This is a genomic window from Novosphingobium sp. RL4, assembly GCF_035658495.1.
GTDB lineage: Bacteria > Pseudomonadota > Alphaproteobacteria > Sphingomonadales > Sphingomonadaceae > Novosphingobium.
Map to the genome: position 1 here is coordinate 1,406,368 of NZ_CP141945.1, position 26,189 is coordinate 1,432,556.

General features: G+C 67.7%; 24 protein-coding genes. 13 read left to right on the forward strand and 11 right to left on the reverse strand.

The features are described 5' to 3' along the window. Window positions 1-2 precede the first annotated feature (2 nt). From nirD to U9J33_RS23225, 12 genes are all read left to right on the forward strand, one after another. Window positions 3-338 carry a nitrite reductase small subunit NirD gene (gene nirD / locus U9J33_RS23170; RefSeq protein WP_185999436.1) on the forward strand — a complete coding sequence of 112 codons (336 nt, stop codon included), beginning with the start codon at window positions 3-5 and terminating at the stop codon, window positions 336-338. Next, the gene (cobA, locus tag U9J33_RS23175) at window positions 338-1,120 is read left to right on the forward strand and encodes a uroporphyrinogen-III C-methyltransferase (protein WP_324699305.1); all 783 of its coding nucleotides are present in this window, start codon (window positions 338-340) and stop codon (window positions 1,118-1,120) included. Before nirD ends, cobA begins: the two co-directional genes overlap by 1 nt. Beyond that, entirely contained in the window at window positions 1,120-2,334 is a 1,215-nt protein-coding gene (locus U9J33_RS23180; protein WP_324699306.1) for a molybdopterin molybdotransferase MoeA, read from the forward strand. The genes cobA and U9J33_RS23180 overlap by 1 nt, the downstream gene beginning before the upstream one ends. Window positions 2,335-2,575: 241 nt before the next feature. Next, window positions 2,576-3,571 (forward strand): DUF6607 family protein, encoded by a 996-nt coding sequence (locus U9J33_RS23185; protein ID WP_324699307.1) that lies wholly within the window; start codon window positions 2,576-2,578, stop codon window positions 3,569-3,571. 135 nt (window positions 3,572-3,706) lie between these two features. Next, window positions 3,707-4,405, forward strand: coding sequence for a 2OG-Fe(II) oxygenase (locus U9J33_RS23190; RefSeq protein ID WP_054436243.1), 699 nt, complete (start codon window positions 3,707-3,709; stop codon window positions 4,403-4,405). Further along, window positions 4,395-5,036, forward strand: coding sequence for a DNA oxidative demethylase AlkB (alkB, locus tag U9J33_RS23195; RefSeq protein ID WP_324699309.1), 642 nt, complete (start codon window positions 4,395-4,397; stop codon window positions 5,034-5,036). Before U9J33_RS23190 ends, alkB begins: the two co-directional genes overlap by 11 nt. Continuing rightward, window positions 5,033-5,584, forward strand: coding sequence for a DNA-3-methyladenine glycosylase I (locus tag U9J33_RS23200; protein ID WP_324699310.1), 552 nt, complete (start codon window positions 5,033-5,035; stop codon window positions 5,582-5,584). Before alkB ends, U9J33_RS23200 begins: the two co-directional genes overlap by 4 nt. Before the next feature lie 67 nt (window positions 5,585-5,651). Then, window positions 5,652-7,784 carry a S9 family peptidase gene (locus U9J33_RS23205; protein ID WP_420719901.1) on the forward strand — a complete coding sequence of 711 codons (2,133 nt, stop codon included), beginning with the start codon at window positions 5,652-5,654 and terminating at the stop codon, window positions 7,782-7,784. An 85-nt stretch (window positions 7,785-7,869) separates the two neighbouring features. Next, window positions 7,870-8,214 (forward strand): DNA-directed RNA polymerase subunit omega, encoded by a 345-nt coding sequence (rpoZ, locus tag U9J33_RS23210; protein ID WP_054436240.1) that lies wholly within the window; start codon window positions 7,870-7,872, stop codon window positions 8,212-8,214. Window positions 8,215-8,266: 52 nt separating this feature from the next. Next, window positions 8,267-9,109, forward strand: coding sequence for a ParA family protein (locus U9J33_RS23215; RefSeq protein WP_185999441.1), 843 nt, complete (start codon window positions 8,267-8,269; stop codon window positions 9,107-9,109). Between the two features lie 69 nt (window positions 9,110-9,178). Beyond that, the gene (locus U9J33_RS23220; RefSeq protein ID WP_324699311.1) at window positions 9,179-10,222 is read left to right on the forward strand and encodes a DUF3667 domain-containing protein; all 1,044 of its coding nucleotides are present in this window, start codon (window positions 9,179-9,181) and stop codon (window positions 10,220-10,222) included. A 46-nt stretch (window positions 10,223-10,268) separates the two neighbouring features. Beyond that, the gene (locus U9J33_RS23225) at window positions 10,269-11,129 is read left to right on the forward strand and encodes an exonuclease domain-containing protein (RefSeq protein WP_054436238.1); all 861 of its coding nucleotides are present in this window, start codon (window positions 10,269-10,271) and stop codon (window positions 11,127-11,129) included. A 43-nt stretch (window positions 11,130-11,172) separates the two neighbouring features. Here the strand turns inward: U9J33_RS23225 and U9J33_RS23230 are convergent, their stop codons facing one another. Further along, the gene (locus U9J33_RS23230; RefSeq protein WP_197282960.1) at window positions 11,173-11,967 is read right to left on the reverse strand and encodes an alpha/beta fold hydrolase; all 795 of its coding nucleotides are present in this window, start codon (window positions 11,965-11,967) and stop codon (window positions 11,173-11,175) included. Between the two features lie 87 nt (window positions 11,968-12,054). Between U9J33_RS23230 and U9J33_RS23235 the strand changes: the two genes are divergently transcribed. Then, window positions 12,055-12,951, forward strand: a complete 897-nt coding sequence (locus U9J33_RS23235) for a LysR family transcriptional regulator (RefSeq protein WP_054436237.1) — start codon at window positions 12,055-12,057, stop codon at window positions 12,949-12,951. Window positions 12,952-12,954: 3 nt separating this feature from the next. Here the strand turns inward: U9J33_RS23235 and U9J33_RS23240 are convergent, their stop codons facing one another. The 10 genes from U9J33_RS23240 to U9J33_RS23285 all read right to left on the reverse strand — a co-directional run bounded on the left by U9J33_RS23240 (window position 12,955) and on the right by U9J33_RS23285 (window position 26,134). Further along, complete coding sequence (locus U9J33_RS23240; protein ID WP_054436236.1) at window positions 12,955-13,431, reverse strand: hypothetical protein; 477 nt, start codon at window positions 13,429-13,431, stop codon at window positions 12,955-12,957. A 230-nt stretch (window positions 13,432-13,661) separates the two neighbouring features. Then, window positions 13,662-16,421 (reverse strand): TonB-dependent receptor, encoded by a 2,760-nt coding sequence (locus tag U9J33_RS23245; RefSeq protein ID WP_324699314.1) that lies wholly within the window; start codon window positions 16,419-16,421, stop codon window positions 13,662-13,664. Between the two features lie 181 nt (window positions 16,422-16,602). After that, window positions 16,603-17,724 carry an alpha-hydroxy acid oxidase gene (locus U9J33_RS23250; RefSeq protein WP_324699316.1) on the reverse strand — a complete coding sequence of 374 codons (1,122 nt, stop codon included), beginning with the start codon at window positions 17,722-17,724 and terminating at the stop codon, window positions 16,603-16,605. Continuing rightward, a complete protein-coding gene (locus tag U9J33_RS23255; RefSeq protein ID WP_054435928.1) occupies window positions 17,721-18,401 on the reverse strand; it encodes a Fe2+-dependent dioxygenase in 681 nt (226 codons plus the stop codon). The genes U9J33_RS23250 and U9J33_RS23255 overlap by 4 nt, the downstream gene beginning before the upstream one ends. Before the next feature lie 160 nt (window positions 18,402-18,561). Next, on the reverse strand, window positions 18,562-20,973 hold the full coding sequence (locus U9J33_RS23260; RefSeq protein WP_369818192.1) for a TonB-dependent receptor: 2,412 nt from the start codon (window positions 20,971-20,973) through the stop codon (window positions 18,562-18,564). A gap of 128 nt (window positions 20,974-21,101) precedes the next feature. Then, on the reverse strand, window positions 21,102-22,085 hold the full coding sequence (locus U9J33_RS23265; protein WP_420719924.1) for an FAD:protein FMN transferase: 984 nt from the start codon (window positions 22,083-22,085) through the stop codon (window positions 21,102-21,104). 50 nt (window positions 22,086-22,135) lie between these two features. Continuing rightward, entirely contained in the window at window positions 22,136-23,071 is a 936-nt protein-coding gene (locus U9J33_RS23270; RefSeq protein ID WP_324699318.1) for a DUF4198 domain-containing protein, read from the reverse strand. 41 nt (window positions 23,072-23,112) lie between these two features. Further along, window positions 23,113-23,616 carry a DUF2271 domain-containing protein gene (locus U9J33_RS23275; RefSeq protein WP_132469693.1) on the reverse strand — a complete coding sequence of 168 codons (504 nt, stop codon included), beginning with the start codon at window positions 23,614-23,616 and terminating at the stop codon, window positions 23,113-23,115. Between the two features lie 15 nt (window positions 23,617-23,631). Further along, on the reverse strand, window positions 23,632-24,285 hold the full coding sequence (locus U9J33_RS23280; RefSeq protein WP_324699321.1) for a PepSY-associated TM helix domain-containing protein: 654 nt from the start codon (window positions 24,283-24,285) through the stop codon (window positions 23,632-23,634). Window positions 24,286-24,619: 334 nt separating this feature from the next. Next, complete coding sequence (locus U9J33_RS23285) at window positions 24,620-26,134, reverse strand: glycoside hydrolase family 27 protein (protein ID WP_292636689.1); 1,515 nt, start codon at window positions 26,132-26,134, stop codon at window positions 24,620-24,622. Window positions 26,135-26,189 lie beyond the last annotated feature (55 nt).

Below are 26,189 nucleotides of genomic sequence, written 5' to 3' on the forward strand. Positions count from 1 at the left end.
ACATGAACGACTGGATCGACATCGGCACCCTCTCCGACATTCCCCTGCGCGGCGCCCGGACCGTGCAGATCGAGGGCGAAAAGGAAATCGCTGTGTTCCGCGCCGGAGACGACCGGGTCTTCGCACTCGTCAACGAATGCCCGCACAAGAAGGGCCCGCTCAGCCAGGGCATCGTCCACGGCCATTCGGTGGCCTGCCCGCTGCACAACTGGAACATCGCGCTCGCCAGCGGCGAGGCGCAGGGCGAGGACAAGGGCTGCACCCCGACGATCCCGGTGCGGATGGAGGGGGAGCGTATCCTGATCGCGCACCCGCAGAGCCTGAAGGTCGCGGCGTGATGGCGGCAGGGGACCTCATCGCGCCGGGGCAGGTCTGGCTGGTGGGTGCGGGGCCGGGCGATCCCGACTTGCTCACCCGCAAGGCCGAAAGGCTGATCGCGGCGGCGGACGTGGTGTTCTACGACGCGCTGGTCGGGCCGGGGGTGCTGGACCTGATCCCTGCGCCGACGGAACGGGTCAGCGTCGGCAAGCGCTCCGGCCGCCACAGCAAGGAGCAGGGTTCGATCAACGACCTGCTGCTGGAAGCGGCACGCGCGGGCAAGCGGGTGGTGCGGCTGAAGGGCGGCGACCCCTCGGTATTCGGGCGTTCGGCGGAGGAGATGGATCACCTTGCGGCGGCGGGCGTTCCGGTGCGGATCTGCCCCGGCATCACCACCGCCAGCGCGGCGGCGGCGAGCGGGCTGGCCTCGCTCACCCTGCGCGGCGTGGCGCGCGGCCTGACGCTGGTGACCGCGCATCTCAAGGCGGGCGAGCCTTTGCGGCTGGACTGGGAAACGCTGGCCCGGCCGGGCGGCACACTCGGCGTCTACATGGGGCGCGCGGCGGCGGGCGAGATCGGCCGTTCGCTGATCGCCGCCGGACGCGATCCCGATACGCCGGTGATGATCGCGGTCAACGTGTCCCTTCCGAGCGAGCGCCTGATCCGGGGCAAGCTTTCGGCGCTGGCCTTCCTCGTCGCCACGATCAGCGATGACGACCCGACGCTGCTGCTGATCGGCGAAGCCGTGGAGACCCGGCGCGTGGCAGTGGACGTGCTGCGGGAACTGGCCTGCCCGGCCTGATGACGGCGCCCGCATCCTTTGCGATAGACGATGCCCATGCCGTAGTGACCGGAATGCTGGGCGGGCCGGGCAGGACCGAAACCGTGGCGCTGGGCGCGGGTCTTGGCCGGATCGCCGCGCGCGATGTCGCCGCGACCGGGGATCAGCCCCGCTTCGCGGCGGCGGCGATGGACGGCTGGGCGATATGCCGAGGGGATGATGGCGGGCAGGAAGGTGGCGGGACGTCGTTCCGGGTCATCGGCGAAAGCCGCGCCGGCCACGCGTTCCAGGGCGAATTGCAGGCGGGCGAGGCGGTTCATGTCTCCACCGGCGCGATGATGCCCGGCGGCGCCGATGCCCTCGTGCGGCGCGAGCAGGGACGTCAGCTCGGCACCGTGCTTTCCATCGGCGAATGCGTGAGCGGGCGCGATATCCGGCCGCGCGGCTGTGATTTCCGGCAGGGCGACCGTCTGCTGGCGGCGGGCAAGCGGATCGATCATTTCGATATCGCGCGGCTGGCCGCCTCGGGTACCGCGCAAGTGGAGGTTCGCGCCCGCCCGCGTGTGGCGCTGCTCGCCACCGGGGACGAACTCGTGGTTCCCGGTGCAATGGCACATGCCGCCGCGAACTATGATGCGCTGTCGCCCGCGCTTTGCGCAAGGCTGGGACAGGTCGGCGCGGCGGTGCTGGACCTTGGCATTGCGGGGGATGACGATGCCGCGATCGCCGCGCGCCTTCGCCGCGCCGATGCGGAGATCCTCGTCGTCATCGGCGGTGCGTCCGGTGGGCGGCATGACCGGGTGCGCGCGGCCCTTGGCGGGCTGGGACTGTCGGTCCTGGTGCCGAGCGTGCGGATGCGGCCGGGAAAGCCGTTCTGGTTCGGCCGGCTTGGGGATGACCGTTTCGTCATGGGCCTGCCCGGCAACCCCGTGGCGGCGCTGGCGGCGGCGGAGCTGTTCCTGGTTCCGGCCCTGCTCGCGCTTCAGGGGCTGGGCGCGGCCATAAGCTGGACCGATTGCCCGGAGCTGGGCGATCCGGCAGGGGAAGCGGGCTGCGAACGCCTGCGTTTCGCGCGCCTTGCCGATAACGCGGGCGCCGGGCGGCGCATCGAACTGCTGGGCGGCAGCGATAGCGCCGCATTGGCCCCGCTGCTGGGCGCGAATGCGCTGGTGCGGCTGGGAAGCGCCGCCAATGGCGGCCTTGCGCAATTCCTGCGGCTTGCGGGCTTCGCCTGAGCGGCAAATCTTCCGGCATGGTTGACGGGAGCGCGTTCCTCTCGATAAATCGCTTCTGCGAATCATTATCAAATCACTATCAAATATCGATGCAGGGCGTTGATCCGGTTCGCCCGCTCCGGCGATCGTGCCGGAATTGCCGCGTTCCCAAGCGTCGATGCAGTGAGGGGCCGGATCTTCGCCTGGCGGCGGGGTCTGCTGCTCGCTCGCTTGCGAAGAGGGTACGAAGAAGATGAAGAGAATGATGCTCAAGTCGGCGCTGCTCGCGGCGACCCTGGCCGGCGGTCTGGCCCTTGCCGGACCTGCCATGGCGGACGGGCCGGTCGCCGGGCGTTCGGCGGAGGCGGAGGCTGCGGCGTTCGATGCGGACCGTGCTGCGATCCTTGCCATGGCGGGCAATTACAAGGTCACCTTCGACATGCGCGAGACCACGCCATGGCGCGCCGATTACACGCCGATTCCGGGCAAGGTCTCGGGCGGGCACGAAGCGGTTCGCGTGATCGAGGACAGCGGGCGGCGCATCGTGCTGCAGCACCTGCTCGTGGTGGACGAGGGCGACGGCAAGCAGATGGTCATCAAGCACTGGCGGCAGGACTGGACGTACGAGCCGGAAAGCGTGCTGGTCTACGCGGGGAAGGGGCGCTGGAACGTCGAGGCCGTGCCCGCCGCCTTCCGCAAGGGGCGCTGGTCGCAGACGGTGTGGCAGACGGACGATTCCCCGCGCTATGGCGGCTGGGGGCAGTGGACCGAGGAAGGCGGGGTGCGCCGCTGGCGCAGCAACTGGACCTGGCGTCCGCTTGCCCGCCGCGATGCCGTGCGCAAGCCGCCCTATGACCGCTATCTCGCGATCAACCGCCATTCGCCGAGCCCCGCCGGGTGGATTCACTGGCAGGACAATATCAAGGAGGGGCCTGAACCGGGTTCCGCCGATGGCAGGATCGTGCCCTTCGTGCAGGAATCGGTGCTGAACAGCTATGTGCGCGACGACAGCGTCAGCCTGGCCGCGGCCGACAGCTACTGGGCGGCGACGAAGGATTACTGGGCCGCGATCCGCACCGACTGGGACGAGGCGATCGCCCGCGACAAGGGCGTTTCCGTGGCAGAAGTGGCCGAAACCGGCTCTGCCAGCGGCGAGCGGCTGATGGGGCTCGCCGACGATATCCAGTCCGGCAAGGTCAGGCTGCCGCAGGCGGTGCAGCGCGGCAAGGCGGTGATCGCCGAAGTAACGCGCCGCTAGGCCGGAGCGGAGCAACAGAAGGTCCCAACCAGAACCCCTGTTCCCTTCTCCAGTGGGGGCAGGGGTTCCTGGCATCCGGTTTGATCGCAAGCTTCGGAGTGACAGGCGGCGGATCGGCGCGCTAGGTCCGCTGCGATGAGGCAGACCGATAGCATTGACTGGCAGGCCATTGCCGCCGATCTGGATAATGAGGGCTGGGCCGTGCTGCCCGGCCTGCTGGACGAGGCGGAATGCGATGCCGTGGCCGGGCTCTATGGCCCTTCCGACCGGTTCCGCAGCCATGTCCACATGGCGCGTCACGGCTTCGGCTTGGGGGAATACCGCTACTTCGCCTATCCGCTCCCGCCGCTGGTGCAGGATTTGCGGGCCGCGCTCTACCCCGCCCTCGCGCCGGTGGCCAACCGCTGGCACGAGCGCATGGGGATCGACACCCGTTTTCCCGAAGATCATGCCGCATTCCTGGCGCGCTGCCATGCGGCGGGCCAGCGCCGACCCACGCCGCTGCTGCTGCAATACGGCCCGGGCGATTACAACTGCCTTCACCAGGACCTTTACGGCGAACATGTCTTCCCCTTGCAGGTGGCGGTGCTGCTGTCCTCTCCGGGGCGGGATTTCACCGGCGGGGAACTGGTCCTGACCGAGCAGCGCCCGCGAATGCAGTCGCGTCCGGTCGTGGTGCCGCTGGGCAAGGGGGACGGGGTGGTCTTCGCGGTGAACCAGCGCCCGCAGAAGGGATCGCGCGGGGATTACCGCGTGGTGATGCGGCATGGCGTCTCGAAACTGCGCACAGGGAGGCGCCATACGCTGGGGATCATTTTCCACGATGCAGCCTGACCTCGTCGCCGACACGCGCAGCCGCATCGATCTCGGCCCGGGCGCGGTGCTGCTCGGCGGTTTCGCGCTGGCCGAAGCGGAAGCGCTGATCGGCGAAATTCCGGCCCTCGCCGCCGTTTCGGGATTTCGCCACATGGAGACCCGCAGCGGCGGAAGGCTCTCGGTCGCCATGTTCAACTGCGGGGAGACCGGCTGGGTGAGCGACCGGCGCGGCTATCGCTATCAGGCCATCGATCCGCGGACCGACCGGCCCTGGCCGGCGATCCCGCCCCGGTTCCTGGCGCTGGCCGCGGGCGCGGCGGCGCAGGCGGGTTATCCCGGCTTCGTGCCCGACGCCTGCCTCGTCAATCGCTACGACGCCGAGACGAAGCTCTCGCTCCACCAGGACATGGACGAGCGCGACCATTCGGCGCCGATCGTCTCGGTCTCGCTGGGACAGGCCGCCACGTTTCTGTGGGGCGGCCTGTCCCGCAGCGATCGCCCGCGCCGCCACCGGGTGCTGCATGGCGACGTGGTAGTCTGGGGCGGGCCTTCGCGCATGGTGTTCCACGGGGTGGACAGCGTGGAGCGGGGCACGCATCCTCTCACCGGCCCGTGCCGCTACAACCTCACATTCCGGAAAGCCCGATGACCGATACGATCCACCGCTGCCGCTGGGCCCAGGGCGATGCCCGCATGCAGGCCTATCACGACGAGGAATGGGGCGTGCCGATCCGCGATTCCCGCGCGCTCTGGGAGAAGATGGTGCTCGACACCTTCCAGGCGGGCCTGTCCTGGCGCACGATCCTCAACAAGCGCGAGGCCTTCCGCGCCGCTTTCGAGGATTTCGAGCCGGAACGCATCGCCGCCTATGGCCCTGCCGAGATCGCGCGCCTGATGGGCGATGCCGGTATCGTGCGCGCCCGCGCCAAGATCGAGGCGACCATCCGCAACGCGCGTGCCTTCCTGGCCATGCAGGAGCAGGGCGAGGACTTCTCGCGGTTCGTCTGGTCGTTCGTGGGCGATGCGCCGCAGAAGGGCGACGGCACCGGCAGCGCCGCCCGGTCCGCCGCCGGAGACGCGCTTTCGGCCGCGCTGAAGAAGCGCGGTTTCTCGTTCGTGGGGCCGGTGGTGGTCCATGCCTGGCTTCAGGCAACGGGGGTGATAAACGATCACGAGGCGACCTGCTTCCGCCGTTGATATCGCGCCTTTCCAAGATCGCATCGGCCCGATAGCATCCGGCTTCCAGTTGCAGGGGGTATGGGCGATGCGGTCGAAGTTCCTTTCGGGCCTGACGGTCATGAGCGCGGCTCTGGCGGCCATGCCCGCCTTTGCGCAAAGCGTGCCGACAGCGCCGCCGGTTGCGGAGAAGAAGCCCTATCAGGTGCCTTCTCCCGGCGGCCCGCGCGAGGATGACTATTACTGGCTGCGCGACGATACCCGCAAGAACGCCGAGATGCTCTCCTACCTCGCCGCCGAAAACGCCTGGACCGATGCGCAGATGGCGCGGCTCAAGCCGTTGGCGCAGAAGCTTTACGAAGAGACCGTCTCGCATATCAAGCAGGACGACAGCTCCGTTCCCTATGACGACAACGGCTGGTCCTATGCGCGCCGTTTCGCCGCGGGCGCGGACTATCCGGTGAACGAACGCCGCAAGGCGGGGACCACCGGCGCCTGGCAGGTGCTGTTCGATCAGCCCGCCATGGCGAAGGGGCACAGCTTCTTCTCGCTCGGCGACTTCGCGGTGAGCGACGACAATACCAAAGTCGCCTGGGCGGAGGATACCGTCGGTCGGCGGCAGTATGTCCTGCGGGTCAAGGACATCGCGACCGGCAAGGTCATGAGCGACACCGTCGGCAATGTGGAGCCGAATCTCGTATGGAGCGGGGACGGGCGCACCGTGCTCTATATCGCCAAGGACCCGGTGACCCTGCGCGGCTATCAGGTGAAGGCCCATGTGCTCGGCACTGACCCGGCGAGCGACCGGCTGCTCTACGAGGAGAAGGACGACACCTTCCAGATGGGCATCCTGCGCACGCGGGACAGCAAATACGTCTGCGTGGTGGTGCAGAGCACCGTCAGCGACGAGCAGCGCTGCGCGCCTGCGGCCTCGCCCGCCCCGGCCGCCTTCACCACCATCGCCCCGCGCGAGAAGGAGTTCCGCTACTATGCCGAACACCTCGGCGATCGCTGGGTGATCCGCACCAATCGCGGCGCGAAGAACTACAAGCTGGTGACCCTTGCAGATGCCGGGGCGGCGAAGGGCGAGGCTGCTTGGAAGGATATCGCTCCCGCCAGCGACACCGTCTTCATCGAGGATTTCGCGCCGTTCGAGGGCTTCGTCGCCATCGACCAGCGCGAAGGCGGCAACCGCATGATCCGCCTGCTGACCGATGCCGGAAAATCGATCCCGGTCGAGGCCGGCGAGCCTGCCTACCGGATGGCGCTAGACGTCAACAGGGTGCCGTCCTCGCGCTGGGTCCGCTATACTTACGGTTCTCTCGTCACGCCGACGACGACGATCGAGATCAATGCCGGAACCGGCGAGAAACGCGTGCTCAAGGTCACGCCGGTGCCGGGCTACGATCCCTCGAAATACGTGACCGAGCGGGTCTGGGCTACCGCGCGGGACGGAACCCGGGTGCCGGTGTCGCTGGTCCATGCCAGGGGCGTGAAGCGAGACGGCACTGCCCCGCTGTTCCAGTATGCCTACGGCAGCTACGGCTATTCGACCGATCCGGCGGTCGATCCTTCGCGGATCGGGATGCTGGACCGGGGCGTGGTCTATGCCATCGCCCATATTCGCGGCGGGCAGGAAATGGGGCGCGGCTGGTACGACGACGGGCACCTGCTGAACAAGAAGAACACCTTCACCGACTTCATCGACGTGACCCGCTATCTCGTGGCGCAGGGCTACGGGGCGAAGGGCCGGGTGGCCGCGATGGGCGGCAGCGCGGGCGGGCTGCTGATGGGCGCCGTCGCCAACATGGCGCCGCAGGACTACAAGGCGATCGTCGCGCAAGTGCCGTTCGTGGACGTGGTGACGACGATGCTCGACGCTTCGATCCCGCTCACCACTTTCGAATACGACGAATGGGGCAATCCCGCGGTCCAGCCCTATTACGACTACATGCTGAGCTATTCGCCCTACGACAACGTGACCGCGAAAGCCTATCCCTCGCTGTTCGTATCGACCGGGCTGTGGGACAGCCAGGTCCAGTACTACGAACCGGCCAAGTGGGTCGCGAAGCTGCGCGCCACCAAGACCGATGCCAACCCGCTGCTGTTCCGCATCAACATGGAGGCCGGGCACGGCGGCAAGTCGGGCCGGTTCGAACGCTACCGCGATTCGGCGGAATGGACGGCTTTCGTGCTGGACCAGCTCGGCGTTCCCCAATGAGCAGCGCGCGCTTTCCTTGACTCCTTGCGGGCGTTCGCTTAGGGGCCATCGTTTACCGATCCACCAGATTTCATACGGAGTGCCCATGGCGCGCGTTACCGTCGAAGATTGCGTCGACAAGATCCCCAACCGCTTCGATCTGGTCCTGCTGGCCGCACAGCGTGCGCGCGAGATTTCGGGCGGTGCCGAACTCACCATCGAACGCGACCGTGACAAGAACCCGGTCGTCGCCCTGCGCGAAATCGCGGAGCAGACCGTGACCCCGGCGGTCCTCAAGGAAACGCTGGTCACCTCGATGCAGCGCGTTCTGCCCGACGACGACGACGAGATGGACGAAATCGGTTCGCTCAGCCAGTCGGCCGAAGCCCTGCGCATCACCGCGTCGGCTCCGACCCGCAATACCTCGCTGGGCGGCGATTACGACGGTTGATCTTGCGCGTTCCCGGTTGACGGATCGCCGCTGACCGGCAACCATCGTTCAGGTGGTTGGCAAGAAACACAAGTTGCCCCGGATTGCCGGGGCTGCCGGCGGGCCGGCCCCGAAAGGGGCGCGGCCCGTTGTTGCGAGTTCGCGGCACGAACGCGCGCCCGGCGCCACGATCGCCATCTACAGCGTCAAGGGCGGGGTCGGGAAGACGACTTTCGCGGCCAATCTCTCCTGGTGTGCGGCGCAGACCGGGCGGCGCACGCTGCTGTGGGATCTCGATGCGGCGGGAGGCTCCGGCTTCCTCTACGGGCTGGAGCCGGGACGCTCGGGTCTCGCCGAAGAGGTATTTTCGCGCGATCGCCCGGCATCGCGGCTGATCCAGCATACCGCGTGGGAGAACATAGACGTCCTCCCCGCCGATGAAAGCATTCGCGCGCTCGATGCCCAGCTCATGCGGATCGGCAAGCGCAAGCGGCTGGCGAAACTCGCCGGGGAGCTTTCGGAAAACTATGAGCGCATCGTGCTCGATTGTCCTCCGGTCATGAACGAACTTTCGGCCCAGGTCGTGCGCGCGGCCGACCTGGTGATCGTGCCGCTGCCGCCATCGCCGCTTTCGGCGCGGGCCTTCGAGCTGGTAGTGCGCGAGATCGCGGGCAATACCCGCCGCCATCCGCCGATCCTGCCAGTGCTCTCGATGCTCGACTTGCGCCGCGCGCTGCACAAGCAGGCGCGCGAGGCGAACCCGAACTGGCCCTCCATCCCCTATGCCAGCGCGGTCGAACAATGCGCCGTGCAGCGCCAGCCGGTGGGCGTCCATGCACCGCAAAGCCCCGCCGCGCAGCAGTTCTCCCGCCTGTGGGGCGCGATCGAGGCGAAGCTGGCCGAACGCGCGGGCTGAGGGTTCTTGCGGAACCGCTGTTCAGCGGCGGCGCAAAAGGGTAGATTTCCCGCGCTTCAGGGGGAATGCATGAACGAGATCAGCGAAAGTCTGGCCGAAATCGGGCAGGGCGGCCTCATCGCGAACGCGGCCGAGCCGCACCGGGACGCGGGCGACACCGGCCATACGCATGAAACCGCGTGCCTCAATTGCGGCACGGCGCTGATCGGTTCGCACTGCCATGCCTGCGGACAGGCCGCCCACGTCCACCGCAGCCTCGGCGCGTTCTTCCACGACCTGCTGCACGGCGTGTTCCATTTCGAGGGGCGGATCTGGCGGACCCTGCCGATGCTGCTGCGCCGTCCGGGCCGGCTGACGCGCGAATATATCGACGGCCGCCGAGCAAGCTATGTCTCGCCGATCGCGCTGTTCCTGTTCAGCGTGTTCCTGATGTTCGCGGTGTTCCACGCGGTGGAGGATCACGAGACCATCGCCGCCGCACCTGTCGAGAGCGGAGACTTCGAGACGGCGGTGACGGCCGGCCAGCAGAAGCTGGACGGGCTGAAGGCACAGCGCCGGACGCTGCGCGCGCAAGGCAGCGATACCGCCGAGGTCGAGCGGCGGATCGACGAGCAGCACCAGGCGCTCGAAGTGCTGAAGGAGACGCGGGCGGCGGTAGCGGGGAATGGCGGCGAACAGCATTTCAGCGATATTCGCCCGCTCGACAAGGCTATCGGCAAGTTCCGCAAGAACCCCGAACTCGCGGCCTACAAGCTCCAGACTTACGCCTACAAGTACAGCTGGGCGCTGATCCCGATCTCGGTTCCGTTCCTGTGGCTGCTGTTCCCCTTCAGCCGCCGGTTCCATCTCTACGATCACACGGTCTTCGTGACTTATTCGCTCTGCTTCATGACCCTGCTGGTGATCCTGGGCATGGCGCTTCAGGCAGCCGGGGCGGGCTTCGTGGCAGGCTTGCTGTTCTTCGTGCCGCCGTTCCATATGTATGCACAACTGCGCGGCGCCTATGGGGTGGGCCGCTTCGGCGCGATTTGGCGCACGGTGCTGCTGGGCTGGTTCGCCTCCACCGCGCTACTGCTGTTCTTCATCATGATCATGGCGCAGATCAGCCTCTGATACCCGCCTCGCCCTGCGGGCAGCGGCCTGCTAAGGCGCGGGGGTGATGACCAGCCAGCCGAATCCCGCCGCCAGCCCCGAGACCGAGACCGAACCCGATTTCGTCGTCGTCGACGTGGAGACCGCCTGTTCGCGGGTCAGCAGTATCTGCCAGATCGGCATCGTGGGCTTTCGAAACGGGCGGGAGACTTTCGCCTACGAAACGCTGGTCGACCCGCGCGACGAATTCTCGCCGTTCAACGTGGGCATCCATGGCATCAGGCCCGAGCAGGTCGTGGGCCATCCCTGCTTCGGCGATATTCACGCCGCCGTCACCGGGCATCTGGCCGGGCGGATCACCGTTGCCCATTCCCACTTCGACAAGGGCGCGCTTGCCGCAGCCTGCCGGATCGGCGAACTGCCGGAGATCGAGACGCGCTGGCTCGACAGCGTGCGCGTGGCCAAGCGGGCCTGGCCCGAGCTTCCCAGCCACCGGCTCAATATCCTGACCTCTTTCCTCGGTATCGAGCACCGCCATCACGACGCGCTGAGCGATGCGCGCGCGGCCGGCATGGTGATCGTCCGTGCCATCGAACATACCGGTCTCGGGCTCGACGGGTGGATGACCGCCCCGGCCAGGAAGAAGATCGAGGTGCCTCAGCCCGCCACAGACGGTCCGCTCTCGGGCGAACGTGTCGCCATTCTGGGAGAGCCGCGCGATGGCCCGCTGGCACAGTTCGTGGCGCGGGCGGGCGGGCGCGTGGTGGCTTCGGTGGGGATGACCACGACGATGCTGGTCGTCAGCACGAAGAACCCCTACGGCCGCTGGGTCAGCGCCGCGCCCCAGCACCGCAAGGCGCAGGAACTGCGCGATGCAGGCCGGCCGATCGCCATCCTGACCGAGGGCGATTTGCGCAGCAGGTTCTGATCGGGCGGCCCCGGCAAGGAGCGGGGCGGACGCCCTTTCCCGGTCAGGCGGCTTCGCGTTGCAGCCAGCCGCGCAGCAGGAAATTGGTCTGCTCGGGATGCTCCAGCGCGGCCATGTGCCCGCAAGAGCCGATCTCGTGATAGCTGGACGTGGCGATCCGCTCGTGGATTTCGCGGGCGTGATCGGGCGGGGTTATGCGGTCGCCGTCACCGACGACGATCATCGTCGGCACCTTGATCCGGCTCAGGCCCTCGAGCGAATCGGGACGGGTCATGATCGCGTGCTGCTGGCGGATGAACGCCTCGCCGCCGACGCGTGACGCCATGGCGCGCATCTCGTCCGCGACATGGCCTTCGGTGTGATCGGGATGGACCAGATCGCCGAGCAGTTTGCGGGTGACGCCAAGGAACTTGCCGCGCTGGAGCGAGGCGATGCCCGCCTTGCGTTGCAGGGTGCGTTCCGGCGTGTCGCTGCGGGCGCTGGAGTTGATGAGCGCGAGGCGGCTCACGCGTTCCGGCGCGCGGCGCATGATTTCCAGCGCGACATAGCCGCCCATCGACAGGCTCACCAGCGAGAAGCGGCGCGGCGCGGCGGCCAGCGTGCGTTCGGCCATGGCGCCGATCGTGTCGTCCAGCGTGAGGTCGGCGACCATCGGCGCGGCGACATCGGCAAGGCTGCGGATCTGGCGGCTCCAGAGGGACTGGTCGCACAGCAGGCCGGGCAGGAACACCACGGGTTCCAGCGCAGGCGCGGCGCGGGTTTCCACCTGCCGCTCGTCAGTCATGAACCAGTCGGCACGGGCCTGCGTGCCGGTTTCCTCAATTGCCAGAGTCGCCATATCAAATCTCCTGGGCCCGAATTGGGCTTGTGATCGTCATCTGTCCAATTCATGATGATGGCGATCTTGATATGTTTTAGGTATGATGTGGAACTCCGGCATATTCGCTACTTCCTCGCCGTGGCCGAGGAGCGCCATTTTACCCGCGCCGCGCAGCGCCTGGGCATCGGGCAGCCGCCGCTCAGCCACCAGATCAAGGATCTGGAGCGTGAAGTGGGCACTCCGCTGTTCCACCGCATTCCGCAAGGCGCCGAACTGACCGAGGCCGGGCGGGCCTTCGAGGAGCGGGTTCGCGCGATTCCCGGCATCGTTGCCGAAGCGGTGAGCGCCGCGCAGCGGGCCGCGGCAGGGGAAACGGGGCGGATTCGCGTGGGCTTCACCGGATCGGCGGCGTTCAACCCGCTCGTGCCGCAGGCGATCCGCATCTATCGGCGGCGCTTTCCCGAGGTGGAGCTGAGCCTGACCGAGCACAATTCCAACGGTCTGGTGGAAGGGCTCGGGGACGGTTCGCTGGACGTGGCGTTCCTGCGCCCCGATGCCGTGGACAAGACCGGCCTGCGCCTGTTCCATCTGGCCGACGAACCCCTGATCGCGGCGCTGGCCTCTTCGCGAATGCCGCATGGCGATCCGATCCGGCTGGAGCAGCTTGCGCTCGATCCGTTCATCCTCACGCCGCGCGCGCTTGGTCCCACGCTGTTCGATGCCACGCTGGAGGCCTGCCGAAGGGCCGGGTTCGATCCGGTGATCGGCCAGTCCGCGCCGCAGGTGGCGTCCGTGCTGGCACTGGTGGCGGCGGAACTCGGAGTGGCGCTGGTGCCGCATTCCATGCGCGACGCCTCGTTCAGGGGCGTGACCTATCACGACCTCGAAGGCGACATGCCGACCGCGACGCTGGCGCTGGCGATCCGCAGCGACGAGCGCGCCGCGACGGTCAGCGCCTTCGTGGCGGAAGCCCGCTTTCCCAGCGAGCCGGACGGAGGCTGAGGATCAGCGCACGCGCACCTTGCGCGCCTGCATGAGCGTGAGCGCGATCATCAGCCGCGTGGAATGGATCGCGCCATCCAGCAGGGTGCCGCGCGGCTCCGCGCAGGCGAGCGTGACGGGGCGAAGTTCAGGCCCTTCGAGCAGGCTGACCATCAGCCGTTCGTCGGATGAGAGGCGGTGCGCAAGGCCCAGCCGCATCGGGCGGCCCAGCGCGGCTTCGAAGAGCAGGCAGAAACTGTCGATCACCGGCGCGAGCATGGCGCAGTCGAACAGATCGAGCCGGGCGGCGAGGCTGGGCTGGGCATGTTCGCCATCCTCGCGCGCACTGCGCCAGCACCGGGCGATGTCGACCAGCACGCTGGCGGGAAGGGTGCGGCGGGCAAAGGCGGGCTTGAAATCCTGCAGGGGCTCGGGATCGCCCGGAACGGAACTGCCGGAGCAGGACGCGCAAGGCACGGGAACGGGAAAATGAAAGGACATAACGGGGCACTCCAGGTCGCACCATTATGCTAATGCAAATCATTCGCAAATAAAAGCCCCGAAGCCGTCGTCCCGGCGCTGGGCGCGCACGGGCCGGCTTGCCGGGCTGAGCCCGCGCCTGATCGGCCCGCACTGACCGGCCCGGGTAACGGCAGGCACATCCCCGCCGTTACCCGCGGCCCCGGTCCTGCTATCGGCCCAACCCCGCGATCCTGCCGGGCCGGGCGCGCTCAGGGGCGGAAGCCGCCCGAAGGCCGTTGGCCGCCCGGAGGCGCGGTGAAGAACAGCTTGCGGAACGTGAGCTGGAACGCCCGGCCCACCGGGTCGAGGTAATAGGGCGAATAGGCGTAGGGCGTGTCGCCGTTGCCGTCGCGCACCTTCTGGCGGGAGTCGAGCAGGTTGGAGACCGAGAACGTCACGCGCGCGCCGCGCAGGAACGGGATCTTGTCCACCAGCTTGGGTTGCTGGCCGAGATCGGCGAAGAGCCGCAAGTCGAACTTGGCGAAATCGTCGAAGCGCAGCTTGGTCGCCGCATAGCCGTCCACGCCGTCCACCGTGGTGCCGCTTTGCCAGCTTCCGGTCAGGCGCATTCCGAGGCCGCTCTGCGAATAGCCGGTCTGGAGTTCCAGCTTGTGGCGGGGCGTGCCGCCGCTGCTGGCGCCGATGGTGCCGCCGTTGAGGAGATCGATCTCCGGCTGCCCATCGCGCAGCACGACGCGGTCGGAGAAGACCCAGGTGTGGTAGAGCGAGAACGTCATGCGTCCGCCGCGCCCGCCGCCGGGCCCGCCGAAGCCGCGCGGACCGCCGCCTCCGCCCGGACCGCCGAAGCCGCCGCCGGGGCGACCGCCGCCTTCACCGCCGCCGCCGCCCTCGCCGCTGCCGCCGCTGCCGCCCCCGGTGCTGCCAGGTCCGCGCGTGCCGGCATCAGTGCCGGTGGCGGCGCCGCCCTGCTGGGCCGCGGCGTTCTCGCCTTCGCCCTGCGGCGGCGGGCCGCCTTCGCCGCCTTCCCGGCCAGCCCCGTCCCTGCCCATTCCGTCCCTGCCGGGGAACCCGTTCGGGAAGCGGCGTTGGAAGCTCTCGCGCATGGCGTCGATCTGGGATTGCGGGGTCTTGAGCGTCTTGGTGAAAGTGATCCCCATGCGCAGCTGCGACTTGTCCTCGCTGGCGATGTTGATCGGGCGCAGGTCCATCGAGACGAGATTGCCATCGGCATCGCGGGTGAAGCGCTCGGGGAAGGCCGCGACCACGCCGGGCGTCGCGCCGGGCAGGGCGACGACCTGGTTACGCTGCCAGGTGCGGTTGTAATCGAGGTTGAGGGTGATGTTCGGGTCGTTCAGCCGGAACGTGCCGCCAAGCCGCAAGTTGCGCAGGCGCGAGCCTTCGAGGTCGGGGTTGCCGCCGGTCAGCGCGGTGACGCGGACCGACTGGCCGGTCGTATAGTCGAACAGGTCGAAGTTGGCGGTGGAGATCACCGCGTCGCCCAGCTGTGCGGCGCTGGGCGCGCTCTGGTCGTCGCGGTAGGCGGCGATCAGGCTGAAGCGGTTGGTCGGGCTCCAGTTGAAGCCGCCCCCCAGCGTGCGCAGGGTGCCGAAGTCGCCGATCTGGCGCACCGCCGCGTTGGCGTTGATCGACATGCGCCCGGCGCCGGGGAACAGCGGCACGCCCCGGCTGCTGAGCGGGATGTCGATATTGACCGACGCCTCGCCCTGATCGCGGTCGACGCCGGTGTCGCGGTCGATGCCGAGCCGGGTCACGGTGCTGTCGGACCGGTCGAAAGTGCCGCCGAGCTTGAAGGTCGTGGTGATCCCGCCGGCGGGCATCTGCAGCGGCGTGGTCGTTGCCACGAAGTTCAGGTCGACGCTGTCGGTACTGTTGCGGGTCTGGTTGGGAGCCTGGAAATCGAGGAATTCGCTCGCGATCGACAGGGAGGGATCGGCGAGCGGATCGCCGGCGGCCACGGCGGCGGCATAGTCGGCCAGGTTGAGCGGGCGCTGCTGGATCGAACGGGTGTCGGTGCGGTCGTAATTGCCGGTGACCGTCCACTGCCACTTCTGCGTGGTGCCGTTGAGCGTCAGCCCGAGGTGGCCGGTCTGCTTGCTGTTGGTGTTGGTCAGCGGCGAGAGGCCGTCCACGGTGGGCAGGAACGTCTCGTCCTCGGCCCCGCTGGCGTAAGGCGTGCCGCCCGGGATCGTCACCGAGGACAGGGCGCTGCCGCGCAGGGCGCGGCTGTCGGTCGTGGTCAGCTCGCCGTTCACCGTGGCCAGCCAGACGTGGGAGAGCGGCTTGGCCCAGGTGCCGGTGAGCGTGAAGGCCTGCGTTTCCGGGCGCAGCGTGCGATTGCGGCCGTCGCCGCCGCTGGTGGCAAGGCCGCGCTGGGCCTCGGTGATGGAATTGGCCTGCGAGTAGTTCACGTCGAGGTTGAGCCGCTCGCCCCGGCGGATCGCGAGGAAGTCCGCCTTGGGATTGACGCTCAGCCCGTCCCCCTGGGTGCCGAGCTTGGCGCCGCCTTCGAGGGTATAGGCGCGGAACCGCTGGCGCAGCACGATGTTGACGACCTTTTGCGTGGCGGCATAGCCATACTTGAGGGCGACTTCCTCGGGCAGGATCTCGACCCGCTGGATCGCTTCGGTGGGGATCGTGCCGACTTCACGGAAGCTGGCGATGCGGCGTCCTTCGAGCAGGACGACGGGCGAACCGCCGCCCGCGCTTTCGGTTTGCGGGGCGAGTTCCTCAAGCAGTTCGGTGACGCTGGAAACGCCAAGGGCGCGCACGTCGCCGGCATCGAAGGTCACTTCGGGGGCGATGTCGCCGATTACCGAGCCGCGCGGCTTCTGGCCCGAGACGACGATCTCGTTCTCCTCGCCGGGTTCCTCGGGCGTGGATTGCGTGGACGTGGTGGCCCCGGTGGAGCCTGACTGGGCATAAGCGGAAGCACCGGGCCACGCGAACAGGGCAGCCGACGCCATCAGGCCGAAACGAAATCGCACCACTTCGAAATTCCCTCATCTTGTTTTGCCATCGCCATGACAAACTTCGCGCTTTTTGGGGCGTCGCAATTTGTATTAATTGGTGACAGCTTCGCACCATTGTCGCGCCGAAGAACCGGGCGGCGCGCCGGCGATGCAATTCCAGAGATTTACAGAAGATGAGCAGTTGGCCCGCCTGCATGCCCTAGCGCGTGCCGGTCACCCGTTCGCGCGTCACTTCGGCCACTGTGGCGCAGCCGAGCTGGGCCATCGCCGCTTCGAGTTCGGTGCGCAGCAGGTGAATCGCATGGGCGACGCCCGGCATCCCCGCCACGGCGAGGGCATGAAGCTGCGGGCGGCCGAGCAGCACCGCGCGTGCACCCAGCGCCAGCGCCTTGACCATGTCGGTGCCGGAGCGGAAGCCGCCGTCCGCCAGCAGGGGCACGCGGCCCCCGGTTGCCCCTGCCACATCCTCGATCACGTCGAGCACGCTGGGCAGCCCGTCAAGCACGCGGCCGCCATGGTTGGAGACGATGAGCCCGTCTGCGCCCATGTCCACCGCGCGGGCGGCGTCCTCTCCCAGCACCATGCCCTTGACCAGCACGGGAAGCGAGGTGGCCTCCCGCAGCCAGGCGAGGTCTTCCCAGCGCGGCGCGGTATCGGCGAGCGGGGTGCCGAACAGGATGCGCCCGCCCAGCGTTGCGGTCTGCCGTGGCAGCGGCATCCCTGCGAGGTTCGCCGCCGAGACGCCGGGCGGCAGGGTCATCCCCGAAAGCTTGATGGCGGCATCGATGGTGAGCACGATCGCCTCGTATCCCGCCGCCTCGGCGCGGCGGACGAGGGCGAGGCTGTGTTCGCGGTCCGGCTGGAGATAGAGCTGGAACCAGAGCGGCGCGGCTTGCCGGCCCAGTTCGCGGGCAAAGGAGCGGGCGGCTTCGGCGATCTCCTCCAGCGGCACGCTGGACAGGGTGCTGACGATCGTGCCGGTATCTAGCGCGGTGGCGGCGCGCACCACCGCGAGTTCGCCGTCGGGATGGGCAAGGCGCTGGTAGGCCACCGGGGCCATCATCAGCGGCGCTGCGTGGTTGCGGCCGAACAGGTCGATGGCGGTGCCGCCGCCGCGCAGGTCGGCCATGGCGCGCGGAAGCAGGGCCCGGCGCGAGAAGGCCTCGCGGTTGGCGCGCAGGGTCTGTCCGGTGCCCGAACCTTCCTCGATATGATGCCACGCCTCGGCGGAAAGATGGGCGGGGGCGCGGCGTTCGTAATCGGCAAGGCTGCGCAGGTCGGGCGGGATCTGCGTCAGCGCGGGAAGCGGCGCGTCGCTCACGTCACCGACCACTGGCGCAGCAGGTTGTGGTAGACCTGCGTGAGCGTGTCGATCGAGCCATGTTCGGGATGGTCGCCCGCGATGCCCTGTATCGCGCCGTCGAGTTCGAGCAGCAGGCGGCGGCGTTCGGGCGCGGCGACGAAGCTCTGGGTCCAGAAGAACGAGACGAAGCGCGTGCCGCGTGTCACCGGCTCCACGCGGTGGAGGCTGCTGCCGGGATAGACCACCAGATGCCCGGCGGGAAGCTTGACGGTGTGGCTGCCGAACATGTCCTCGATCACCAGTTCGCCGCCGTCGTATTCGTCGGGATCGCTGAGGAACAGGGTGCTGGAGATGTCGCTGCGCAAGTGTTCGCCGGTGCCGGGGATCGGGAAGATCGCGTTGTCGACGTGGTTGCCGTAGTGGCCGCGCCCGTCGTAGCGGCTGAAGCGGGGCTGGAGCACGCGGCTCGGCAGGGCGGCGGCGATGAACAGCGGCGTCTGCATGAGGCGGGCCAGCACGCGGTCCGCAAGCTGCTGCGCCAGCGGATGGCCCAGCGGAAGCTGCTCGTTGTCCTTGACCTGCGCGGCGCGATGACCGGCGGTGGCGCGGCCGTCCGCCCAGTCGGCGCCTTCCAGCGCCTCTCGGAATGCGCGCACTTCGTCGGCGGAGAAAAGTTCGGGAATTTCGATGACCATGGGCGCTCTTCTTGCCGAGGACGGCGCTCCTGACAATGACTCGCATCAAAAAGAGAAACCGGGACGCGCATCAAAAAGAGAAACCGGGACGCGCATCAAAAAGAGAAACCGGCGGGCGCCCTGATGCGCGCCCGCCGGCCGTTGGGAGAGGTTTTCCCGCTTACATCTTCGCGGTGAGGGTCAGGACCGCCGAGCGGGCATCGCCCGGTGTGGCCCAGCCGTTGTTGCGGATGCGCTGGTAGTAGAGCTTGTTGCCGATGTTCTTGACGTTGAGCTGCGCCGAGAGGTTGGGGCTGAAGTCATAGGACAGGAAGCCCTGGTGGATCAGGTAGTCGTCCGAGGAGATCGCCTTGACGGCGGCTGCTGTCGCGGTGGCGGGAACGGCGGCGGAAAGCAGGAACTTGCCCTGATAGGTGAAGCCGTAGCCCAGCGTCAGGCCGAACGGCAGGCGGTAGGTCGTGAACAGGCTGGCCGAATGCTTCGGGGTCTGGGTCAGGTACTGGCCGGCACCCGGATTGGGGTTGGTGGGAGTGTTGGTGCAGGTGCGCGTGCCGGTGACGGCGCCGGGGTTGGCAAGGCAGTAGTCCGACACCGACTGGAGCAGCTTGCTCTTGAGGTAGGTGTAATTGGTCGTGATCGACCAGTCGGGCGTGATCTTGCCGCTGGCCCCCAGCGCGATGCCGTCCACCCGCGACTTGCCGTCGAGCTGCTGGTTGGGAACGGCGGGATCGCCCGAGATCACGGCGTACTTGTCGCGCTCGTTGCGGAATGCCGCCGCCGTCAGCAGCAGGCCGCCGTCGAACAGTTCGGCCTTGGCGCCGATCTCGTAGTTCTGGGCGCTTTCCGGGTTCACGTTGCAGGTCGAGGTGGTGGCGCCGTTCTCGCCCGCCGTGGTGCAGGAACCGTTGACCGAATTCTTGGAGGGCGTGCGCGAATTGCCATAGGCCGCATAGAGGCTGACCGCCTCGACCGGCTTGTAGTTCAGGCCGACGCGGTAGGAGAACAGCGTGTCGGCACTGCGCGTCTCGGTGCCCGGCGTGACCTGGCCCTGCGTCACGGTGGACGTGGTGGAGGCGGCGATGGTGTCGGCGCGGGTCGTGCCGACGTTGCGCTCGATACGGGCGCCGGCGCTGAGTTCCAGCTTGCCCAGCTTCATCGTGTCGAACAGGTAGGCGGCCACGTTGGTCTGCTCGCCCAGCGTGTGGCCGGTGCGGATGAAGTTGACCGGGCCGGTGTAGAGGTTGCTGCCGTACGTGAACCCGGTCGGACCGGTCACGACATCGTTCGGGTTGTCGATGTTGATGAGCGGAAGCGTGACCGAAGTGCCATCGGCATTGCGCAGCGAGTTGCCGTTGTTCAGGTCATACTTTTCCCAGGTGGCCGAGCCGCCCAGATCGATGGTGTGCTCGATCGCGCCGGTGTTGAACACGGCCTTGATGTCGAACTGGTCGAACAGCAGCTGGTTGCGGATGTCGCGCGTGGTGCCGCGGGGGCCTGAAGGCTGATAGTAACCGGCCGGCACAGTGCCGCAGCTGCCGCCGGTTGGCGTCACGCCGGTGGTCAGGCAGTAGGTCCCCTGCGGCGGATTGACCACGGTAAGCTGGCGCGAATCCTGCCAGCGGGCGAGATTGCGGATCGAGACCGTGTCGCTGAACGCATGATCGAAGATCGCGGTCATCTGGTCGATGTTGATGCGTTGCTTGTCGACGTTGCGATAGCCGAAGTAGTCGCTGCGGTGAACGCCGGGCACGGTGCCGCTGTAATAGGGCACGCCGTACTGCGGGACGTTGTCGTCCTCCTGGTGGAAGTACTGGAGCGTCAGGCTGGTCGGGCTGTCGATGCCGATGGTGACGGAGGGCGCCACGCCCCAGCGCTTGTAGTCTTCCACGTCGCGGCCGGGCACGTCGTTGCGGTGCCACATGCCGTTGAGGCGGAAGGCGACGAGGTCGTTCACGCGCTTGTTGAGATCAACGGTGGCGCGGTAATAATTGTCGGTGCCGACGCCGGCCGTGGCGACATAGGCATCATCGGCCTTGGGGCGCTTGCTGACGATGTTGATGTTGCCGCCGGTCGAACCGGCGCCGGAAACCACCGAGTTCGCGCCGTTGGTGACTTCGATCTGCTCAAGGTTGAACGGATCGGTGCGCGTCACTTGCGCGCTGTCGCGCACGCCGTCGATGGTGATGTCGTTCGCGGCGCTGTAGCCGCGGAAGGTGATGTTGTCGCCGGGGCCGGTGCCCGCTTCGCCCGCGCCGAAAGTGATGCCGGGGACGGTGGAGAGCACGTCGCGCAGGGTCAGCAGGTTCTGCTGCTCGATCACTTCGCTGGAAAGCACGGTGATGGTCTGCGGCGTATCGAGCACGGGGCGGGTGCGCTTGGGGGATTCGAGCTTGCGGCCGGGCTGCTCGTCAATCGCGGAATCGCTGACGGTGACGCCGCCGAGCACGCGCTGGCCGTCGGACTGCTGGGCATGGGCGGGGGCAACGCTGAACACGGGCGCGATGCAGGAAAGCGCAAGGAACGTGCGGCGCGCAGCCGAGGACGAAGGCTTGGAAGACATAATTCCCCTCATGTTTGGAATTCCCTTGGCGGCTCCGATAATGAGAGTCATTCGCATTCGCAATATACTTTGTTACAAGTGTAACGCTTATGTTGCAAAATCGTCGGGGCGGGGGTTCTCGAAGGGGCGGGTAAGGCCGGTCAGGGCGCGACGAGGAGGGCCGCAAGGGCGGGGCTGATCCACTCCTCGATCCGGCCCTCGCCTTGGTCTCCCGCGCGGCACAGCGCCCGAACCGCCAGATTCTCGCGGGTGGCCCGTTCGCGCATGGCCTCGGGCGGCTCGACACAGAGCGCAGTGGCCCAGGCATCGGCCAGCATGGCGCTGCGATGGACCACGCTGACGGCCATGGCATGTTCCACGGGCAGGGCGCTGCGCGGGTCGATGGTGTGGCGGCCGCGCACATAGTCTCCCGAGGTCGCCACGGCGAGCTGGTGCAGGGCGATGCGTAAGGGCGGAATATCGCAGGTCGGCGTTTCGAGATCGACCCACCAGGGATCGCCGTCCGGCTTCATCCCCGAACCGACGAGCTCACCGCCGATCTCGACAAGGAAATGGTTGCAGCCCCTTTCGCGCAGCAGCGCGGCAAGGGCATCGACGGCATGGCCCTTGGCGATGCCGGAAAGGTCCAGCCGCAGGCCGCCGGGCTGGAGCAGGCGGTGGCTGTCGGCATCGAAGGTCAGCTTCCGCCAGCCGGAAACCGCACGGGCCCCGGCAAGCGCGTCCGCACTCGGCGGTGCCGCGACCGGGACGGGGCCGTAACCCCAAAGATCGACGATGGCACCGATCGCGGGATCGAAGGCGGCATCGGTCACTTCGGCGATGGCAAACCCCGCGGTCATGACACCGGCAAAGGCGGGCGGCAGCGAGATCCACGTTCCCGCCGCAGCGCGATTGAACCGGCCGAGCACCGAGTCCGCCCGCCAGTGACTCATCTGGGCAAGAATATCCTCGAGCCGGGCCTCGATCGCCTCGACGATCGCGGTCCGGTCGAAGTTTTCGGGCGCCGCCAGGCGGAGGCGCCAGGTTGTTCCCATGGTCTCCCCGCCGAGGTCGATGACCGGGGCGTCCTGTCGCCAGTCGGCAAGGACGCCCGGATCGATGTCGAGCGGCACGGCCAGTCGCAAGGGGGAGGCCAAGGGAGGCTTGGTGTCGTTCAGGTCGCTTTAGGTGCCGTTCAGGGCGCGACCACTTCGACGGTGGCGGTGTAGCTCATGCGGCGCTCGGTGGCGCGCTTTTCGCTGGGCTTGTTGTCGCTGGCGCTGGCGTTGATCCAGTACATTCCGGCGACCGGCCACTTGACGTGGAGCACGCCGTCGGCGCCGGTCGTCAGTTCCTGGGCCTGTTCGGCCTCGCGGTACTTCTTGCTGCCGGGGACCACGGTAACCTTGACGCCGGCGGCGGGCTTGCCGTCGATCAGGAAGCGGAACTGCCCCTCTTCGTTGGACACCAGCTCGTCCGGGTGCGTGATCGGATCGATTTCCAGGCCCTTGCCGGTGGGCGTGAAGACGGTCTTCGTCGGCGCATCGGCGGTCACGTAGATGTAGTTGCCGGAAATCGATTCGGTCAGCTTCACGTCGGTGGCATTGGCCGGAATGTCCGCCACGGTTGCGACACTGCGCACCGGCGCGCCGCCGGCGCCGGGCGCCCCTCCGGGACCACCCGCACCGGGACCACCCGCACCGGGACCACCCGCACCGGGGCCGCCTGCACCGGGACCGCCGGCGCCCATCGGGCGGCCGCGTCCGCCCAGGCGCCAGTCTTCGCCGTTCACCTTGAAGCTGCCCATGATCGCCGAGCGCTGGGTGCCGATCTTCCAGGTGCCGGGCTTGTCGATCTTGACGTCGAACGTCGCGCGGTAACGGCCGGTGGCCGGGTTCTCGATCTTGCCTTCGCTGCCGTCAGGAGCCCAGACGGTGACCTGTTCGGGGCTCATCGGGAAATGGTCGGGATAGAACAGATCGTTCGATACCGCCGCATCGACGGTCACGTATTCGCTGGTGCCGGCGAGTGTGGTGGTGGACGGCAGGAGCCACTGGCGGTGCGCCGAAGCGGGCGAGGCAAGAGCGGCGGCCACGGCGGCCGAGGCGATCAGGATATGGCTGTAGCGCATGTCATGTCCTTGAAAAATCGTGAATGTTCGAGAATTCGAGATCAGCGGATGGTGATCGCACCCAGTTCGGAACTGCCCGATGCCGAGCCGGCCTTCTTGACGGGAACGGTGACCGGAACCGAGACGAGTTCGCGCCCGCCGGTTTCACGCGCGGCTTCCACTTTGAAGACATACTGTCCCGCCGGAAGATTGGCGGGCAGGGGGATCTGGTAGGTGCCGGGCGCGCGGGTGGCGCCGCTCAGGCCGTCTGCGGGCAGGTTGAGCGAACGGCCGCCCTTGCGCCACCATGTGCGCAGGTCCGCCAGCCACTTCGTGCCGGGCTCGCGGCCGGCCTTCTTGACGTCGTACCACACGAAAACGGTGCGGGCCGGGCCGCCGGCGGCTGGTTCGAGCCAGCCGACGACGTAGGGACGATGGTATTCCGCGACGTTGATGCGCGGGATCGTCACGCTCACGGTCGCCGCGGCAGCCGGGGTGGCGATGGTCCCGGCGACGAGCGCCGGGGCCAGAAGTGGAAGCGCTGGCAGTACCTTCGATGTCGTCATCGGTGCCTTCTTGTCTCAGTGGATGAATATCAGGGCGATCGCGAGCGGGATCAGCAGGCTCAGCCCGACCAGCGGCCAGGTCGAGGGCCGATGTCTGGCGTGAAGCTGGAGGAGGAACAGGCCGGTCACCGTGAACACGACGCAGGCCGCCGCGAAGAGATCGATGAACCAGAACCACACCGAGCCGGTGTTGCGGCCCTTGTGCAGGTCGTTGAGGTAGGAAACCGTGCCGCGATTGGTCACTTCGGCGGAAATCGCGCCGTTGGAACGGTCGATGCTGACCCATGCGTCGCGGCCCGGGCCGGGCATGGCGACATAGACCTCGTCCTCGGCGGACCAGTCCGCCGGGAAACCGGCGGGATCGAGGGGAACGGCGGCGGCCACTGCCCTGGCGACATTGGCGGGAAGCGGCGCGGTGCCGTCTCCGGCGGGGGGCAGGCTACGCAGGAGGCCGGGCGCGATCTTGCCTTCGCTCTGTACCACCTTGGGTTCCGCGCTGATCGATGCCGCATGGTTGAGCGTGATGCCGGTGATGGCGAACAGGAACATTCCCGCAAGCGAAACCGCGGCGCTCACCCAGTGCCAGGTGTGAAGCTGCTTGAGCCAGAAGGCGCGGGCCTTCTTGTTCTTCTTCTTCGCGGGAGCGCGGCGGGCGGCGGCAGGACGCACGGTTTGCCCGGGATCTGCAGGCGGTTCTGTCCGCGCAGCAGGCGGTGCACGGTCCGCCCCATCAAGCACATCGAGACTTTCGCCGTTACCGCCCAACTTGCACGTTTCCCTTGGTCTACGGGAGTCGCGCAAAAGCGATGCGGAATCGAGTCCCGGCCCCCTGTGCCGCTGCCATTATCGCAAGTGCGAATGCCTCGCAATAACAAAGCGCAAATCGAGGTGAAGGGATCGTGCAAGCGGCGAATGCCGCCGGATGCCGAACCGGCTTCCGGCGGCAGGTCTGCCGACAAGCGCCCAGGGTGGGACTTTGCGCGTGCCGGCAGGATGTCGGGGATCAGCCCCCGACGGTGAGCATCACCGCACCGCGAGCGGGGACCGTGTAGCTTGCGGGCAGTTTCGCGGCCTTGACCCCGGTCCACAGGTCTTCGACCTGCGAGATTGCGGCCAGACCGGCATCGGCAGGTGTCAGCGAGAGCGAGGCCGCGGTCTCGCCGCGGTTGAACAGGGCCAGGGCAACGCGGCCGTCTGCCAGCGGCTTGGCCCAGACTTCCATCGAGCCCGCCTTGCGCACGGCCTTGCCCTGGACGCCCCTGGCATCCTGATCTACGGCGATGACGCGCCTGTTGGTCAGCATCGCCAGCGTTTCGGCACTGGTTTCGCGCAAGTCATGGCCCATCATCAGCGGCGCGGCGGACATGGCCCAGAGCGTCATGTGCGTGCGGTATTCGTCCGCGCTCATCCCGCCGTTGCCGACTTCGAGCATGTCCGGATCGTTCCAGCCATGCGGCCCGGCCCAATCGGGTTTGCCGTTTTTGTCGAAGCCGATTTTGGCCATTGTCGGATAGTCGTCGGTGATGTCGCCGGTCGTGCGCCACAGCTGGCCGCCGACGTCGCGGCCCCAGCTTCCCACGTCGAAGCGGCCATATTCGCAGAGCGAGAAGATGAACTCGCGCCCCGTCGCCTGAAGGGCGGCGCCCATTTCGTAGTAGCTGCGCTTCACGGTATCGGCATCGGCATAGAACCACTCGCCCGAGCACAGGTCGTACTTCAGGTAGTCGAAGCCCCATTCGGCATAAGTCTTCGCATCCTGCGCGACGTGGCCGTAGCTGCCTTCGTAGCCGGCGCAAGTGCGCGGCCCCTGCGAGGAGTAGATGCCGATCTTCAGCCCCCTGGAATGGACATAGTCGGTCAGCGCCTTCATGTCCGGAAACTTCTCGTTGGGCTGTAGCACGCCATTGGCGTCGCGCTTGCCCTGCCAGCCATCGTCGATGTTGATGTAGAGGTAGCCGGCATCGCGAAGGCCGGTAGAGACCATGGCATCGGCCTGCGCGCGCACGGTCTTGTCATCGATGTGCTCGGCGAACTTGTTCCAGCTGCTCCAGCCCATCGGCGGGGTGGCGGCCAGCCTGTTGGGGATCGGCGTGCCGAGCGGGGGCAGTGCGGCGAACTGGAAGGCGCGCGCCCTGGCGTCCTTCGCCTTGCCCTTGTAACCCTTGCTGTCGACCTCGGATTCCCAGATCCTGCCCTTGAGATGGGCCTGCCCGCCTTCAAGCGCGACGCTCCACGGGCGGGTAAGGTGCTCCTTGTCGTTGAGGTTGCGGGCCTCGAACTTCAGTTCGCCGTTCTCGACGCGCGGGTTCATCATCTCGACCGGGCCGTACCATTTGGTGGTTACGGTGCCGGCGATCTTGCCGCCCTTCGAGGTGACTTCCATCATCGTCACGCCCGGCGTGGGCGGGGTGTCGTCGAACAGCCAGACGCCGTCGTAGGCGGTCTTGGCAAGGGCAGGCGCAGCAGGCGAAAGGGCGGTGCCAAGCAGGGCGGCAGCCAGCACGAGGGCGCGTTTCATCGCGATCTCCTTGGGATCGGTATCGTTACGGGTGAAGGGAGCGGCAGCGCGGCCG

Bases quoted from the DNA above. Each gene is read 5' to 3' on its own strand.
- nirD (WP_185999436.1), top strand. From the start codon at position 3: ATGAACGACTGGATCGACATCGGCACCCTCTCCGACATTCCCCTGCGC.
- cobA (WP_324699305.1), top strand. From the start codon at position 338: ATGGCGGCAGGGGACCTCATCGCGCCGGGGCAGGTCTGGCTGGTGGGT.
- U9J33_RS23180 (WP_324699306.1), top strand. From the start codon at position 1,120: ATGACGGCGCCCGCATCCTTTGCGATAGACGATGCCCATGCCGTAGTG.
- U9J33_RS23185 (WP_324699307.1), top strand. From the start codon at position 2,576: ATGATGCTCAAGTCGGCGCTGCTCGCGGCGACCCTGGCCGGCGGTCTG.
- U9J33_RS23190 (WP_054436243.1), top strand. From the start codon at position 3,707: ATGAGGCAGACCGATAGCATTGACTGGCAGGCCATTGCCGCCGATCTG.
- alkB (WP_324699309.1), top strand. From the start codon at position 4,395: ATGCAGCCTGACCTCGTCGCCGACACGCGCAGCCGCATCGATCTCGGC.
- U9J33_RS23200 (WP_324699310.1), top strand. From the start codon at position 5,033: ATGACCGATACGATCCACCGCTGCCGCTGGGCCCAGGGCGATGCCCGC.
- U9J33_RS23205 (WP_420719901.1), top strand. From the start codon at position 5,652: ATGCGGTCGAAGTTCCTTTCGGGCCTGACGGTCATGAGCGCGGCTCTG.
- rpoZ (WP_054436240.1), top strand. From the start codon at position 7,870: ATGGCGCGCGTTACCGTCGAAGATTGCGTCGACAAGATCCCCAACCGC.
- U9J33_RS23220 (WP_324699311.1), top strand. From the start codon at position 9,179: ATGAACGAGATCAGCGAAAGTCTGGCCGAAATCGGGCAGGGCGGCCTC.
- U9J33_RS23225 (WP_054436238.1), top strand. From the start codon at position 10,269: ATGACCAGCCAGCCGAATCCCGCCGCCAGCCCCGAGACCGAGACCGAA.
- U9J33_RS23230 (WP_197282960.1), bottom strand. From the start codon at position 11,967: ATGGCGACTCTGGCAATTGAGGAAACCGGCACGCAGGCCCGTGCCGAC.
- U9J33_RS23240 (WP_054436236.1), bottom strand. From the start codon at position 13,431: ATGTCCTTTCATTTTCCCGTTCCCGTGCCTTGCGCGTCCTGCTCCGGC.
- U9J33_RS23255 (WP_054435928.1), bottom strand. From the start codon at position 18,401: ATGGTCATCGAAATTCCCGAACTTTTCTCCGCCGACGAAGTGCGCGCA.
- U9J33_RS23260 (WP_369818192.1), bottom strand. From the start codon at position 20,973: ATGAGGGGAATTATGTCTTCCAAGCCTTCGTCCTCGGCTGCGCGCCGC.
- U9J33_RS23270 (WP_324699318.1), bottom strand. From the start codon at position 23,071: ATGCGCTACAGCCATATCCTGATCGCCTCGGCCGCCGTGGCCGCCGCT.
- U9J33_RS23275 (WP_132469693.1), bottom strand. From the start codon at position 23,616: ATGACGACATCGAAGGTACTGCCAGCGCTTCCACTTCTGGCCCCGGCG.
- U9J33_RS23285 (WP_292636689.1), bottom strand. From the start codon at position 26,134: ATGAAACGCGCCCTCGTGCTGGCTGCCGCCCTGCTTGGCACCGCCCTT.